A 16703-nucleotide genomic window follows, 5' to 3' on the forward strand; every position below is an offset into this window, starting at 1 on the left:
TATCAATTTTCTGAAGATTGGATTAATTATATCTTTACGAAAAAAGTTGACTCAAACTATTATCTTTTGGGCACATTAAAGTTGAATTATGCTCTGTTCTCCTTATGCGCCCTTTACTTTGTTCCCTTGGTTTAACTAGTATTGCGCTGCTTGGATTAAGCTTTGCACGTCCAGCATCTGCTCAGCTTCGAGTGGTTGAAGATGGTACGTTATCGACAAAAGTCACCTCTCCAGATGGATTAAACTTCACGATCGATTTTGGCGATCGTATGGGTAATAATCTATTCCATAGCTTCCGAGAGTTCTCGATTCCAGCATTCGGGTCGGCAAGATTCAATCATGCCTCAGAGATTCAGAACATCTTCAGTCGGGTTACAGGTGGCACTGCATCTAGTATTAATGGCGTGATTGAAGCTCAAGGCACTGCTAATTTGTTTCTGCTCAATCCAGCGGGGATTCTCTTTGGTGCGAATGCACAGTTGAATATTGGCGGCTCTTTTGTTGGGACAACAGCTTCTAGTATTCGGTTCGCAGATGGTGCAGAATTTAGAGCAACAGATCTTAATGCGCGTCCTTTACTAACCGTCAGTGCCCCGATTGGCGTGCAGTTTGGGCAGCCTGCTGGAGCAATCCAAGTTCAAGGTATTGGACATCCATTAACGGGTAGAACACGTCCAGATGTGAGAAATCCTCTTGTAGGTGCAGGAACGAGCACAACAGGATTGAGCGTAAAGTCTGGAAAGACGTTGGCTCTGATTGGCTCTGGCGTAACACTTGATGGCGGAATTCTCAGTGCACCTGAGGGGCATTTGGCGTTGGGCAGTGTAAGTTCAGGCTATGTGAGTCTTCTGCCCAATGCACAGGGCTGGCAGCTAGGCTATGAACAAGTCCAGGGTAAGCAAAACATTCAACTGTCTCAGAAGGCTCTACTCGATGCGAGTGGTTTAGGAAATGGATCTATCCAGCTTGATGGTGCTCAGATCTCGCTAAGTGGAGGGTCTGTTGCGCTGATTCAGAATCAAGGAACGGTATCTTCTGGTCAAATTCAAATTCGCGCTTCTGAAAAGCTTTATCTGAGCGGCACGACACCAGATGGCACGATTCAGACTGGGCTGCACATGCAACAAGTCAATACGGGAAATGGAAATGAGATTAATATTGTTGCGCCACAGGTTGAAGTACTAGCGGGGGCAGGAATTAGCAGCAAAACCTTTGGCAGTGCTCATACAGGAAATATCAGAATTGATGCTGATCAAGCCGTCCGAGTACAGGATTTTTCAGCGATCGATTCTTCTAATTTCTCTTCGATTACTAACTACACTTATAGTCGAAGCAGCAGTGCAGGAAATACAGGCAATATCAGTATTTCAACTCGCGAGTTGAGCAGTGTAAATGGAGGATCAATTGGGCTTGGGACTTTGGGCGCTGGCTCAACCGGAAACCTAGATATTAAAGCAACTGAGTCTGTAGAATTGGGAGGAGAAGAGCCAAGATTCCGGCAGTTTAGCACTCTGTTTGATGTCTCTTTTGGAACAGGAAATGCAGGCAACCTCACGCTTGATACAAAGCGATTGTTGATTCGGGACGGGGGACGGCTTGGTGCTTCGACGGTTGCTTTTGGTAATGCTGGAAATATTACTGTCAATGCAAGTGAGTCTGTAACTGTGAAAGGAATTGCGCCTGTTGCCAGAATTCCTAGCCAAATTAGTTCTGCTGGCAATATTCTGCCAGAGAGCGTACGTCTACTCTACAATACTCCACGTCTGCCAAGTGGGAATGCAGGCAGCGTCACGATCAATACGAATCGCTTGCAGGTAGCCAATGGCGCACTGGTCACAGTGAGAAATCTTGGCTCTGGAAATGCTGGAAGCTTGAATGTCAATGCAAATTCAATTTATCTAGATCAAAGAGGAAGTCTTGCTGCTTCGACGACGGTTAGCAATGGTGGAAATATGAGTCTTCAAGTTCAGGAGTCGATCATCATGCGTCGTGGAAGTGGAATTACGGCTGAGGCGAGGGGAGGAGGCAATGGAGGCAATCTTACTGTCAATGCGCCGATTTTACTAGGGTTAGAAAACAGTGATATTGTTGCTAGGGCTGAGCGAGGCAATGGCGGTAATATTCAAATCACGACTCAAGGCATTTTTGGCTTAAAGTTTCGATCGCAGCAGACCCCTGAAAATGACATTACTGCGAGTTCGGATTTTGGTGTGAATGGCAGTGTCGCCATTAAGAGTCCTGATGTAGATATCAATGCAGGATTGTTGCAATTACCTGTTGAGTTCCTCGACGCAGGACAGCAAGTTGCAAAAGGATGTTCAGCGCTCGAAGGCAGCCGTTTTGTCGTCACAGGGCGAGGTGGAATTCCAGAAGATCCGACTCATGCTGTGGCTCACAATTTGGTCTGGTCTGATTTGCGAGATCTTGCTGATTTAAAATTGTCAAACGGTCGTGCATCTCGCTCAACAGTGTCTTCGGGCAGTGAAATGCATGAAATGATGGTAGAGGCAACCGAATGGCGACGCAATGCGGCGGGTCAGGTTGAATTAATTGCGAAACACGCCCCTGTATCATCAATTTCCGCACTGAATTGCGCTGGAGAAAACATTAATTCAGCACCTTAGTTAAAAGATTGAGTATTCTGAGATTTCCAAATAAGGTTAGCACTGAGAGCTATACAGGCATTGCTGTAATCTATTATCAAATAAACCTATACCCCTCAAGTCTTCAGGCAGTGAAGATTTGAGGGGTAAATTGCAGATTGCAACAGCGCTATGCCATCACATGCGATCGCGCATCTGTTATGCGATCGCCCGTTGCCACATCAAACCAATGAATGGTTTCATCTGAAAAGGCTAACTGCACGGCACTTCCTGCTTTTAAGCCCGAATGGACTGGGAGGATCGCGCGCAGGTTGATCGGTTCACTTGTTCCATGTCCGATCCGTACACTGACCAAATCGTGCATGCCTAAATTCTCGGTTAGGAACACTTCACCCTCTAGCGTCGGTTCATTGCGGTTTTGCGCAAGATGCACATGCTCAGGACGAATTCCTAAGATAATCTCTTGAGCGCTAACGCTTCGGGGTAGAGGAATTTTAGTATTGCCCACGATCGCATTGCCATTCTGACAAGGAACCCGTAAAAAGTTCATCTGTGGGCTACCAATAAAGCCTGCAACAAATTGATTGGCAGGTTGGCTGTAGATCACATCAGGTCGATCGAACTGTTGCAGGTAACCATTATTCAGCACAGCTACTTTGGTTGAAAGGGTCATTGCTTCAGTCTGGTCGTGCGTCACGTAAACAACAGGCGCATTTTGTGAACCAAACAATTGCTTCAATTCAGCCCGGACGTGTTCCCGGAGTAACGCATCCAAGTTACTCAGAGGTTCGTCTAGTAGGAATAAATCAGGACGACGAACCAAGGTTCTTGCGACTGCAACTCGCTGTCGCTGTCCGCCAGACAGTTGACCCGGCTTACGATTCATCAGATCATGCAATCCTAGGAAATCTGCGACCTCACGAATTCTTTCTTTGATCTCTGCATGGGGCGTTTTCCGCAGTTTTAGCCCGGATGCGATGTTGTCATACACGGTCATGTGCGGATAGAGTGCATAGCTTTGGAAGACCATTGCAATATTGCGATCGCCCGGATTCAAGCGGCTCACATCCCGACCATTGATCAGGATTTGTCCACTAGTCGGCTGTTCTAATCCCGCAATCAAGCGCAAGATCGTCGATTTACCGCATCCTGAAGGTCCTAACAAAGTGAGAAATTCGCCTTGTTCGACACTCAAGTTAATGTCTTTTACAGGAACAATTTGCTGAGTGTAAGCTTTTCTCAAGTTAATGAGTTCTAGTTTCTTATCCATGATGTTTGAGAAGAGTGAATTAACCTTTGACTGCGCCAGACGTTAGCCCTTGAACAATGCGGCGTTGGAAGAAGAGAACTAACAACACCAGTGGAATTGTTCCGAGAACCGTTGCTGCTGCGATCGGTCCAAATGGAATTTCAAAGGGCGAAGCTCCGCCGAGCTGTGCGCCTGCAACTGGAACTGTTTTCATGTCTTCGCGAGTGATGAAAGTCAGGGCAAAGATGAATTCATTCCAGGCAGAAATGAAAGTCAAAATTCCAGTCGTCACGAGTGCTGGAATCGTCATCGGTAGAACGACTTCGAGCAGCATTCGAGGGGTGCTATAGCCATCGACTCTTGCCGCATCTTCGAGATCTTTGGGAAGTTGCTGAAAGAAGCTTCGCATCACCAGAATCGTGAGCGGCAAGTTAATCGCGGTGTAAGGAATGATCAATGAAAGATAGTTGTTTCCAAGATGAAGCGCCCGAACGATTTCGAGGAGTCCCAGGAAGAGCAGAATCGGTGGGAATAGCGTCACGATCAGAACACCTGCTAAAATCCAGCGTTCTCCTTGAAGTTTCAGTCTGGCGAGCGCATAAGCTGCGGGAGAGCCGACTCCTAAAGCGAGGATAGTTGAAGCAAAAGAGACGATCGCACTATTGAAGATATAGTTCAAAAATGGGCGACGCTCAAACAAAGAACGGTAATGATCTAATGTAAATCGAGTTGGGAAATAAACATTGGGAATTGCCGCAATGTCAGCATTCACTTTGAATGAGGTCAAGAGCTGCCAAAGGATTGGAGCCAGGCAAAAGATGACAGTAAAGGCAACTGCAATCGGCAAGACGACTTTTCGCCCAATTCGAGTTGATTTGCCTCCTGGCATTCGTCGATCTACGGATTCTGGAAATACAGTTGTCATATTAAATTGCTCCCGATGCTTTAGCTCTGGATCGAGTTAGGAAGTAACTTGCGATCGCAACGGCTAACACTAACAGTAAGAACGTCACCACAACTAATGCTGCTCCATAACCGAAGTCTAGATAGCGCATTACCGTAGCGTAGATGTAGAGCGAAACCGTTTCAGTTGCACCGCCAGGGCCACCTCCGGTCATGACACTGATTAAGTCAAAGATTCCGAATGCCTGAGCGAGCCGGAATAACAGTGAAATGACCACTTGCGGCATCAGCAAGGGCAAGGTAATCTGTCGAAAACTTTGCCAAGGAGAAGCTCCATCGATCGCTTGTGCCTCGTACAGATCATTTGGAATGGATTGCAGTCCAGCGAGCAATAGAATGCTGATGAAGGGTGTTGTTTTCCAAACATCTGCAAAGATGACTGCTAGCATGGCTAAAGTCGGATTGCCGAGCCAGTTGATACCAGTATCGATGAATCCCAACCGCAGCAAAATGTCATTGACAATCCCGTATTGATCATTGAAAATCCATGTCCAACCGAGTGCAATCAGTGCGGTCGGCAAAGCCCACGGCAGAATTGCGATCGTTCTTACTGCTCCTCGACCTCGGAAAGATTGGTTGAGTACGAGCGCAATTCCCATCCCGAGCACAAGTTCGATCGCCACGGATGAAAACGTAAAAATCGCTGAATTGACCATACTTTGCCAGAATCGCCCGTCTTGAGCCATCCGGGCAAAATTAGACAATCCTGTAAAATGTGGATTCAGTTGATTTCCTAAGTTCTGAACAAATAGACTTTGCCAGAACGCTCGCAGAATTGGATAAGCAAAGACCAGCGTCAAAATCAGCAAGGCTGGAATCGTTAAGAGCCAACCTGTACGACGTTCTCGCTCTCGAATCACATCTTTCATCGGCTAAACTCCTAACAATGCGCGTGTTTCACGGGCTGCTGACTTCATCGCTTCTTCGGGTGAAATGCGTCCTGAGATTGCGGAACTGAGATAGCGCTGCAAAATATCAGACGCTTGGGCATATTGCGCGATCGGAGGTCGAATTCCAGGATTTTCCAGAGCTTTGAGCGCGACTGGGAAAAAGTCGTATTTCGCGAGAATTTCTGGGTCTTTGTACAACGCTTTGCGACTCGGCAAGTACCCAGAGGAAAGGGATGTGGTTTTTTGAACGTGGGTTCCTGTAAAGAAGTCGAGCGCTTTCCGAGCTTCAACGGGATGCTGAGTCGTGCTAGCGATTCCCCAACCCCATCCGCCTAGACAAGACACGCTCAGTTTTCCAGGTGCGTGAATCACAGGTTTGACGGCGACTTTGCCGCGAACAGGTGAGTCTTCTTTATTGAGTAATGCCCAAGCGTAAGGCCAGTTTCGCATAAATACGGTGTTCCCACTTTGGAAGAGGAGCCGCGCTTCTTCTTCTTGATAGGTACTGACCCCAGCTGGTGTCACACCTTTGTCAACAGTGGTTCTTAAGAAGTTTAAGGCTTGAATCGCTTCGGGTCGATCGAGTCCAACTTCATTTGTTTGAGGATTGACCCAGAAGCCGCCATTGCCTTCTAAGACCTCAATAAACATCGCAGCAACGCCTTCGTACTGTCGCCCTTGATAAACGTATCCCCACTGTGCGCCATTCTTACCTTGAATTTGCTGCGATGCTTTGATCAACTGATCAAAAGTTTCGGGTGGCTGAAGTCCTGCTTGGTCGAGCAAATCTTTCCGGTAGAAGAGTAACGCTGCATCTGTTCGCCAGGGCACTCGATAGAGTTTGCCTTGATAGCGACTGGCTTCGATGTCTCCGGGCAAGAACTCGTTTAACTGTTCTTGGGGAATTTCATTAGTTAAGTCACGCAGCCATCCTGCTGCTGCAAATTTTGCGACCCAAGTGACATCCATATTGACGAGATCATAAGGCGCACTTCCTAAAAGAAAAGCAGACGTATTCAAGTCTTCGATCAAGTTTGAAGCGTTGGGACCTTCAATCATGTTGAGCTTGATGCCTGGATTTTGCTTCTCAAATTCTGCAATTAAAGGTCGCAGATTTGGCACTTCGGGTGCATTCATCAAAAATGTGAGAACGACGGGCTGCGATCGCGCAGGTAACACGATCAGAAGCGCAGAGATGGCAAAGATGGTAAGTAAACTAAGACTGCGAAAGACGATCGAGGATCGCCAAAACTGCGCTAATTTATAGCGATATTCTTGTAGCATTTCCATAGGCGTGTCACCCTGCGATCGCAACTTCACTCACGATCGCGCTTTAGTGAATAAATGGTTTGTTTCACACTTCGATCGCTAAAACTCATCATTTCTGTAGAAGTCCTAGCATTGGAAAATCATACGAATACGGTGATCCCTACCTCATCTCCTCTAAGATGGATCGCCTGAGAAAAGCTGTTAAGTTACTTGAATAAACCTACCAATACCTAATAATAATTCGCTCCGTTTTTCTTACCCGTTTGGGCACTGTGGATGTTTTGTAGGGGCGCTTAGGCTGAAATGACAAGCGATAGAAATGCAGTGCATAAAGTCTCGATCGCTTCCCTATTAACCCGTATCCACTCATTTACTGGAGCTTCAAGGAATATGCAATCTAAACATTTGTTAGCAAGCACATTATTGGCTGGGCTAATGTTAAGTTTAGGCACAACAGCCGGGTTTGCAAATGAAATTAAACCGATTCATGTGAATCCGAATCTGTTTGGTAACTTGACTGCACTGAATTCTCCAAATCCTGTTCTCGCTTTCAAAGGAACCGAAAACAAAAATGGCTATACTTACTACAATTTGACGGTTACGAACTGGCAGCAAATCAATGCTGCGCTGTTTACGAGTGCTCCGGATTTGCCTGCTTGCGGTGCGAACACCAATTCTTCGAGAACTTGGGTTGATATCTATGATGCTCAATCGAATCAGAGAATCTATGGGTTCTGTGCTTTTTCAAATCCAGAAAATCTGACGAAGCTCTGGTTTGCAGTTCAGCAAGGCAAAACCCCGCCCCAATCGGTTTACATTGTGTTGCACGATCGTAAAACGGATCGAAAATATCGATCGAATGCAGTTTCGCTCGGTCAAACTGCGCTGAATGAAGATTGCATTGCGTTCAATCCTAATAATACAGCCGTTGAGAATGTTCAGGGGCGTTGGACGATCGTGGAAAATGGCAATCATTTGATGTTTAATTTCGAGGGCGATCGCGCAAGAGCAGAACAGTCTCTCCGCACGATCAAGCGCTATGGAATGAACAAGTCTTGCTTTGTGGGCAGACCTCAGCCTTCGTTCCAATATATGTTGGTGAACAATGCTGCTCCAGTAGGCGCAATGCGCGGTGAAGATTGTATTCCGTTCAATCCGGCGACGACGACGGTGAGCAAGATTAACAATCGTTGGAAAATTGTAGATGGCAATCACTGGATGTTTGATTTTGAAGGAAATCAGGCTGAGGCAGAACAGTCTTTGGCGGTGATTCGGAAGTATGGATTTAAGCAGTCTTGCTTTGTGGGCAGACCGAATGCGAAGTTTACCTACCTGCGCCGTTAGAGGGTGTTTTAAAAGTATCAACCGTTTCCTCGCTCCGTTCTAGCTCGCCCCGGAATGAATTCGGGGCTAACGGTGCGAAGTCCTTTGAAAAGGACTGAAGACCCCATTCTGATTGGCTGTTAGTCCCTTCAGTGGACTTCGTTCAACTAGCCCGGAATTCCATTCTAGGGCGGGTGAATGCGCCTCAACGATTACTTTTAAAGCATACTCTTAGGATGTGCTCCGATTGAATCGTCGGGAAGCAAGCTAAACTGAAGCAATTTCTACTCCTTCAAGCTTTCTATCCGATTGTTCATAGAGCGCTCTAAGTTTCGATAGCTTCTCATCATCGGGATTCCAAAATCCTCGTCCGTTTGCTTCTAGCATTCGTGCCACAATATTGCGAAAGGCTTCAGGATTCGCTTCTTGAAGTCTTTTTGCCATGTCTGCATCTAAAGCATATGTATCCGCCGCTTGGTCGTAGACCCAAGATTCTTTGAAGTCAACTGTGCCACTCCACCCGATTAAAGCAGTCATGCGTTGTGAAATTTCGTAAGCTCCTCCTGATCCTTGGGCTGCCATTGCTTCTGCCCATTTTGGATTTAGCAGTTTTGTTCGATACTCCATTCTCAATAGGTCTTCTAAATTTCGAGGCGTTGTATCTTTTGAAAAGCTTTCGACAAAGCTCGCTTGAACTTTCGTTCCTTTTTGCTGTTCTGCCGCGCGTTTGAGTCCGCCTGTGTTGGCGTAGTACTCTTGAATATCAGTCAAGCCATATTCGACTGAATCTATTTCTTGAACAATGCGATCGGTAGTTTTTAAGAGAGTTTCTAAGACTTGAGATCGCACTTCTCCTTTATCTTTTCTGCCATAGCTAAAGACATTTCGACTCTGCCAGGTTTGTCCTAATTCTTCACCGGATTCCCAGTTTGAGGAAACAACTTGATCGTTGACGAGCGAACCATAATCACCTGCGGGATTGGAGAATAAGCGGGCGGTTGGATTGTCTACTCCTTGAGTTTGCAGCGCGATCGCATGTTTGCGAATAAAGTTTTGGTCTGCTGGTTCATCTAGTTCTGCGGCTCGTTGAAACAAATCGTCGAGTAGCTCAATGATATTAACAAAGCTATCGCGGAAAATGCCTGAAAGATTCGCGAGAACATCGATTCGAGGATGTCCAACTTCTGAGATTGGCTTGAGTTCGTATCGGACAATTCTGCCTGTTCCTTCTTTAACAGGTTCCGCTCCGACGAGTTCGAGTAAGATTCCGATCGATTCACCTTTGGTTTTAATCGCATCCAGTCCCCAAAGCATGACTGCTACCGTTTCTGGATAGGTTTGATGCTCTTTGAGATGCTGATCGATAATTTTACGAGCAATCTCGCGACCGCGTTCATAAGCAGCAGGAGAAGGCATTCGATAGGGATCAAGGGCGTGAATATTTCGACCCGTGGGTAATGCGCCTAAGCCATCTCGAAGTAAATCACCTCCGGGCGCAGGAGGAATATATTCGCCATTCAATCCGCGTAGTAGATTCGTCAGTTCGTCAGTCGTTTGTAGTAGCAGATTACGAATATCAACGGCTTCTTGCCATTGTGCTAAATCTTCACCTTGAGCAATTTGAGCGATCGACGATTCAGGAATGCGATCATCAAAATATGCTTTGAGATAACTTTCAAGCATCTCTGGTGAGGGCATTTCACCTAAGGTATGTAAGCCCGATGAGAACAATCGATTTTCTAAGACCTGCAAGTATTCGTACAGAGTAATCAGATAACGATTAAAAGCATCATTGCTAAAGAGATTGATATTCTCAAGATTGAACGCAATGCCTAGTTGCTTTGCTTCTGCAAACGGGCAATCTGCATCAATTCCTATATCGATGATTTTTTGCACGATCGCGGATTTGAGCGCATAGTTCTTTTCTGGATCTTCGCGATACTCTGCAATTAAGTCTCGAATGTTGACTAGCTCTTTGTACAATCCTGCTCGACCATAAGGCGGAACATTGTGAGAGATTAAAGTGCCATAGCCTCGGCGCTTTGCCAGAATCGATTCTGAAGGATTATTTGCCGCGTAGACATAAAGATTTGGAAGATTGCCGAGTAAGATATCTGACCAAGAATAACCTGTATTTCCAAGCGGTGAACCGGGGAGCCATTCGACGGTTCCATGCATTCCGAAATGCACGATCGCATCTGCTCCAAAGTCATTCTGAAGCCATTTGTAAAATGCTGCATACTGCGGATGAGGCGTTAAATCCCGCTCAAACATCAATCGCATCGGATCTCCTGAAATTCCGAGTGGAGGCTGCACTCCGATCCAAACATTGCCAAGCTGAACACCTCCCCACACTAAATCATCGCCGAGTGTCTTAATTCCACTATTGGATAACGATTTCCACTGCTTTTCAACTCTAGAGGTAAGCAGATAGCCTAACCATTTTCCTAGTGTTTGAGTTGAAATTGCGATCGCATCTCCTTCATCTGAGCTTTTGACGGCTTGAATCAGAGTTTCTCCATCTTCGGGTAAATCCGCGATCGCATATCCTTGCTCTTTCATCGCCTGTAATAGTTTGATCAGCGATCGCGGCACATTCAGCAATGCTGCTGTTCCAACTGCTCCATATCCGGGCGGAAATCCATATAGTAGAATCGCAATTTTTCTTTGCTCAGCAGGAGTTTGGCGGAGTTTAATCCATTGATTTAATCGCCCGGTTAATCGGTCTACTCGTTCTGGAATGAGGTAAATGGTCTCTCCGACTAGACCTCCGAGCGCAATCGTATCGATCGCGCCATCTAATTCAGGCAGCGCATACAACACCACACTCTGCAATCCGCCAATTCCCTGCCTTGTCCAAGAATGAATGTCTTGAATGAGTAATGGAGCCGCAACAATGTAGGGAACATTCTTAGCGCTGAGAATGCGTTTAGCAACTTCGATCTGTCTTCCTGCTTCCATTGATCCGGCGGGGCCTCCGACTAAGGGAAATCCAATTGTAGAAACAATTGCATCTACCTTTACCGCTTGATCTGAAAGTGAAAGCGTTGCATTGATACCGCGATCGCGCTGTTGCTGTTCATAGTCTGTCGTCATCAAATCACGAACAGCAACATGACCTTCAACGCCGTTAATAAAAATTGGAACGGGAATTAAATTGGCTTTCTCAAACGCTTTGATTAATTTTGGAATATATTGCTGATTTGTAATGACATGCTTTCGATAGAGCAGTATTCCAACAGTCGGATGATCAGAATTGAAACGCTGGCGATACCAGTCTAGATATTGCTTTGGAGATTCAAAATAGCCATCATACTCAGGATGCAAAAGCCCAATATTTGGAGTTTCAATGGGGTCTGCAATTTCGCCAACGGTTAGACCTAAATACTTTTGAGCGATCGTACAAAATAGAGCCGCGACATTCTCTGTTCCGCCTGCATTCCAATAGCCATAAATGATCAACCAATTTCGCAGATCTTGAACTTTTTGAACTGGGACAAATTTCAATAATTTTGGGCCTGTTTTCAGAAAGCTAATATAGCCTGCAAGCTTGTCTTCTTCTCGCCCATTGCTGAATTTATCGAGAATGAATTTGACAGGTTTGGGCATTCCTTTGGGCTTATCCCCAATTGCAAATTTCCCTAACTGCGTCAAACTCATTAATTCCAATGCCGATTCAAACACCAAGCGAATGGGAATCGTCTGTACTCGTTCTCTTAGCCAAAGTACTTGATCGTAGTCAAACAGCAAACTGGCAAAAAAGACATCAGCTTGCTGCAATGCGGCTTCTATTTTTGTCGGATTTGAGGTGAGATCGCGATCGCTAAATACTCGAATGTCTAGCTGTGAGCATTGTGACTGTGCTAAATCTGCCGCCTGCCGATACAGCCCTGCATTAAACGATTCAAATCCTGCAATCAGAACAATCCGCTTCATAAGCCTTAGAAAATGTCTCAAACCCTATTGTAGAAGAGTCAGCAGAAAGGAGAGGACAGTCTTGAAAGAACCCTCGGTTATCTCTCTCTACTCTGTACACACAAGTTGATTGATCGGTGATTGCTTGAACCTCTCGCCCCCTAAGTCCCCCAAATTTGGGGGATTTAGGGGGCTGAAACCGCATGAAACGAAGTGAATACCGATTTATGCTTACACAGTAAGCTGTCTCGCTTGTGAATGCTTACAAATCTAAATCGCCAAAGCATTCACCGCAGCTTTCACCAAATCATAATACGGTGCTTGTGAAACATCGACTTCTTGTATTGTTTTATCGATTCTTCCAAGTGTTCCAATTTTCCGTCCTTTTTGGATCACTAAAATATCGCCCTTCGCATTTTGAATTCTTAATTCTTTCTGATCGAGCATTGTGCAGTGATAGACTCGATCGCTAAATCGAAATTCTGTCTGAGAACTCTGTCCTGGGAATCTCACACCGAGAATTTCAAGCTGGACAGAAACCTGATTATTCCACTCATTCGACTTGACTCGATATGCAACATCTAAGGGGCTTGGTAACGGAAAATACTCACCCCAACGCCACGCGATCGCATTGACTTTTTGCCCCGCAGATTCTAAGACTAGTTTGATATGTCCCTTGCCAATGCGCCGCTGCTCGGTGACTAAAACATTCGGTGTCCAAAATACAGGCTCAGGATTCTCCATCCCGCATGGATGTAAAACATCAAGCTGTGCATGAAGTGCCAGATCAATTTGAGCTAGATCTGCTTCAACATCGATCGTCACTAAAGGCTTAAGATGCTCAGTTTTGAGAGATTGATGTGCGAATGTTCTCAAGCGATCGCGAATTTCATCTAAACGATCTGCCTTAAACGAGAACCCACCTGCTGCTTTATGTCCCCCTGATTTCAGCATCAGATCCTTGCAAAATTCTAATGCCTCAAACACATTGAATTCTGGAATACTCCGAGCCGAACCGCGAATATGATCGTCATCTTCGTAAGTTCCAATAAACACGGGAACTCCATAGCGCTCAACTAATCGAGATGCAACAATCCCAATTACACCATGATGCCAATCTCGCTTTACTAGCAGTAATACTCGATCGGCTTTTGCATCAAATGAACTATCTTCGTAATACTCGATCGCTTCTTTTTCAATCTGTTCGCAGAGTTGCTGCCGCCGCTTATTCTCGATTTCGCACTTCATTGCTTGTTCTAAAGCAACGCCGTCATCATCAGTAACAAGTAGCTCAATCACAACTTGCGGATCGCCAATTCTCCCGATCGCATTAATTCTCGGTCCTAACCGGAACCCGATCGCTTCTGGCTTTAAGTTTTTCTCATTGCTCAATCCAGCAATTTGAATCAGAGCTTGAATTCCAGCCATTTTAGACTTCGGTAAAAGCTGTAAGCCCCGTTTTACCCATCGGCGATTCACCCCGGTTAAAGGTGCTAAATCCGCGATCGTGCCTAATGTAAATAGCTCTAGCAAAGAGTTCTGCAATTCTCTCGTCTGTCCAAAACTTTGAGCTAAACAGAGCGCCAACACATAAGCTACTCCTACCCCTGCCATACTTCGATACGGCGACTCTTCTGCAATTAGCTTCGGATTGAGAATTGCATTTGCATTTGGAAGCTCTGGGGGTAGATCATGGTGATCCGTCACAATGATCGTTAAACCTAGCTCTCTAGCGCGCTCGATCGGCTGATGGGCAGCAATTCCATTATCGACTGTGAGAATCAGCCCTACGCCTTCTTCGTAGAACTCTTCTACAATTCGAGTGTTAATCCCGTAGCCTTCACTCATCCGACTGGGGATCGCATAATCTACTCGCCCACCTAAGTATCGCAAGGCTCTGAGTAACAATGCTGTACTCGTCATTCCATCCGCATCATAGTCTCCACAGATAGCAATCCGAGTTTTGTCATTAATCGCATTGATCAAGAGTTCCAAACTTACGGCTAAATCCGGAAAATCTTCCAGTGCAGACGGCAACTCTTGCTGTGGATCGAGAAATTCTTGAATGTCCTCGAAAGTTTCTAATCCGCGATTGAGCAGAACTTGCGTTAACAGTGGAGAGCGATTTGTCTCTAAGGCAAGCTGAAGCGCTCGATCGCTTTGATCGGGATGAATATACCAACGTTGATCTGGAATACGCGATCGCGAAAGAGACATACGCTGAACATTTAAGGAGACGGAAACGATTGTACTCCTGAACGCTGCGATTTCGGATCAAATTCCACTTGATTTTTGATTGCTTCCGCAAAACGATGAGCTAATAGCGCATTCGTATAATTTTGATGCACCGAGTTTCGTCCTGTTTCGGCTAAAGAAACTCGCAACTCTGGCTCTACAATTAATCTTTCAAGCGATCGAGCAAGCGCGATCGCATCTCCTTCTGGAAAAACTACTCCACCTTGAGTCGCTTGAATCAGATACGGAATTTCTCCTGAGTCAGACCCTACCACCGCTGTTCCACAGGCCATCGCTTCAATAATGACTCGCCCAAATTGCTCTTTCCAATTTGATCGCGTCTCAGAGGGTAAGACGAGAATATCTAACTCAGAAAGATAGTTTGGTGTTTCTGTAAACGGCACAAAACCATGTTTTTCAATGCGATCGCTTAAATTCAGCGATCGAGCAATCTGATCAAATTCTGGCTCAAATTCTCCGCTTCCAATCAGAACAAATCGCCACGGCAAATGTGCAATTTCTCCAAGTGCTAGTAATAATGTCTTCAAGCCTTTCTGTTCAACAATTCGCCCCACATATCCAATTAAGATTTCGTCAGGTCTAGACTGCTGTTCTCTGGGATAGTAAATCGCCGGATCAATCCCTGAAGGTAGCAAAACACTTTGTCCAGTAAAACCTTTTTTTCGCATCACTGCTTCTGCACTGTGCGATCCTGGAAACATCACATCTGTATGTTTCAAGATCCAGCGCTCCATTTGTCGAAAAGGAACTGGATAGTTCTTAAAAATGTTCTGCCAAGTAAAAAAGCCAATGGACTTACGAATAGTGAGATAGTTTGCTAAATAAATTTGCAGAGTGACTAACGCATAAGGTTCTTGATGCACATAGATAAAATCAGGAGCTAAATCTCGCAACAGGTTGAAAAATAAAGACCGATAAATGTGTAATGGAATACTCCCTGATTTCCAAACAGGTAGACTAATAAGCTGTCCTGTAAAGTCTTTCCACCGCTCTACTGTACGGACGCGATTATATTCATCTTGCCAATTACTGGGAACAACGATCGTAATCTCCCAACCCGTTTGCCGTTCAACTTCCGCATAAAACTGCTGTACAACGGGAATCGTACAGGAATGATTAATAATTAATAGCTTCATACGTCAAAACTTTAGGTTACAAGTTCATAGGCTGGAGTACGTTTAACTTTATGCCATTTGTAGTAGGTCGTCCACTTCAACGCTTTACGATCGCGCCAAAGCACTGAATAATTCCTGCGTAGTTCTGCCAAAATCCACCCCGCTCCAAACTCACTTTCGATACCTTGTTGTTTGCGGTATCGCTGATGCTTATAGCTGTAAACCAAAAGTCTTGCTGGAATACTCAAGAGCATCATGAAGAGTGGCTCGTTATAAACCGCAGCAAAACATTTATTCCGGCAACCATTTCTGAGCGCAATTAAATTGTTGCGTCCGATCGGAGATTGGTGATGAATGATGCCTGCATCGGGAAGATAGACGACGTAAAAACCACGATCGAGCATCCGTTTACAAAATTCTGGCTCCTCATAATAAGCCGCGAACACTTCCCGATAGCCTCCTAGCTCTACAAATAGCTCGCGCCGCAGTAAGCTTCCATATCCAATAAAAGTTGGGGCGTAGCATCGATAACTTGCGGGTGCAGGCTGTCCAGGTAACAATTCTCCTCGCTCATTGGTTTGAGACAGTGCTACAGCCCCGACTTCTGGACTTGTTTCTAACACTCGGATTGCTGCATAAATGCTACTCGCACTGAGTAACTGAGCATCATCATCAAGACAGAACAAATACGGTGCATTTGCGCGCTGTGCAAGTTCATTCCGAGTTGCAGGAATCCCGCGATTCTGCGCATGGCGGAAAAACTGAATTTTAGAGACAAGGCTAGGATGAATTTCTTGAAGAACCCGATCCGCGATCGCGATTTCCGAAGCATCATCGATCACAATGATCTCAAACTCGATCGTATCGAGTAATACTAATGAATTGAGACATCGGATCAAATCCGCTGGACGATTCCGAGTTCCAACACAAATAGAAAGCTGAATAGCACTCACAGATTTCATCATAACTAGGGTCTTAACGACTCGTAACCTAATGTGAGAGATTAAATATGTTCGTTCATCTTTCTAAGGGAAGGCTTTAATGCACACAGTCAAGATTGTCTATCCCAATAGGCATAATGTTAAAGTCTTAGTTTCAATCATCAATTAAGCGATAGCAC

At 45.4% G+C, this 16703-nt stretch carries 10 protein-coding genes; 2 read left to right on the forward strand and 8 right to left on the reverse strand.

Annotated elements, in window-relative coordinates; translation table 11 throughout:
* Positions 1 to 104: 104 nt before the first annotated feature.
* On the forward strand, positions 105 to 2624 hold the full coding sequence (locus tag LEPBO_RS0115310; protein WP_017288435.1) for a beta strand repeat-containing protein: 2520 nt from the start codon (positions 105 to 107) through the stop codon (positions 2622 to 2624).
* 148 nt (positions 2625 to 2772) lie between these two features.
* Here the strand turns inward: LEPBO_RS0115310 and LEPBO_RS0115315 are convergent, their stop codons facing one another.
* From LEPBO_RS0115315 to LEPBO_RS0115330, 4 genes are read right to left on the reverse strand one after another with little or no spacing between them, the layout of a single operon-like run.
* The gene (locus LEPBO_RS0115315; RefSeq protein WP_017288436.1) at positions 2773 to 3873 is read right to left on the reverse strand and encodes an ABC transporter ATP-binding protein; all 1101 of its coding nucleotides are present in this window, start codon (positions 3871 to 3873) and stop codon (positions 2773 to 2775) included.
* 19 nt (positions 3874 to 3892) lie between these two features.
* Complete coding sequence (locus LEPBO_RS0115320) at positions 3893 to 4777, reverse strand: carbohydrate ABC transporter permease (RefSeq protein WP_017288437.1); 885 nt, start codon at positions 4775 to 4777, stop codon at positions 3893 to 3895.
* Position 4778: 1 nt separating this feature from the next.
* The gene (locus tag LEPBO_RS0115325) at positions 4779 to 5684 is read right to left on the reverse strand and encodes a carbohydrate ABC transporter permease (protein ID WP_017288438.1); all 906 of its coding nucleotides are present in this window, start codon (positions 5682 to 5684) and stop codon (positions 4779 to 4781) included.
* 3 nt (positions 5685 to 5687) lie between these two features.
* Positions 5688 to 6995 (reverse strand): ABC transporter substrate-binding protein, encoded by a 1308-nt coding sequence (locus tag LEPBO_RS0115330; RefSeq protein ID WP_017288439.1) that lies wholly within the window; start codon positions 6993 to 6995, stop codon positions 5688 to 5690.
* A 369-nt stretch (positions 6996 to 7364) separates the two neighbouring features.
* Here LEPBO_RS0115330 and LEPBO_RS0115335 point away from each other — a divergent pair, with 369 nt between their 5' ends.
* Complete coding sequence (locus LEPBO_RS0115335) at positions 7365 to 8318, forward strand: hypothetical protein (RefSeq protein ID WP_017288440.1); 954 nt, start codon at positions 7365 to 7367, stop codon at positions 8316 to 8318.
* A 246-nt stretch (positions 8319 to 8564) separates the two neighbouring features.
* Here the strand turns inward: LEPBO_RS0115335 and bchH are convergent, their stop codons facing one another.
* The 4 genes from bchH to LEPBO_RS0115355 form a co-directional block, all read right to left on the reverse strand.
* The gene (gene bchH, locus LEPBO_RS0115340; protein ID WP_017288441.1) at positions 8565 to 12233 is read right to left on the reverse strand and encodes a magnesium chelatase subunit H; all 3669 of its coding nucleotides are present in this window, start codon (positions 12231 to 12233) and stop codon (positions 8565 to 8567) included.
* Between the two features lie 249 nt (positions 12234 to 12482).
* Positions 12483 to 14429 carry a single-stranded-DNA-specific exonuclease RecJ gene (gene recJ / locus LEPBO_RS0115345; protein WP_017288442.1) on the reverse strand — a complete coding sequence of 649 codons (1947 nt, stop codon included), beginning with the start codon at positions 14427 to 14429 and terminating at the stop codon, positions 12483 to 12485.
* Positions 14430 to 14440: 11 nt separating this feature from the next.
* A complete protein-coding gene (locus tag LEPBO_RS0115350) occupies positions 14441 to 15604 on the reverse strand; it encodes a glycosyltransferase (protein WP_017288443.1) in 1164 nt (387 codons plus the stop codon).
* 11 nt (positions 15605 to 15615) lie between these two features.
* Positions 15616 to 16548, reverse strand: a complete 933-nt coding sequence (locus LEPBO_RS0115355; RefSeq protein ID WP_017288444.1) for a glycosyltransferase family 2 protein — start codon at positions 16546 to 16548, stop codon at positions 15616 to 15618.
* Between the last annotated feature and the right edge of the window lie 155 nt (positions 16549 to 16703).

The organism is Leptolyngbya boryana PCC 6306 (assembly GCF_000353285.1).
GTDB classification, from domain to species: domain Bacteria; phylum Cyanobacteriota; class Cyanobacteriia; order Leptolyngbyales; family Leptolyngbyaceae; genus Leptolyngbya; species Leptolyngbya boryana.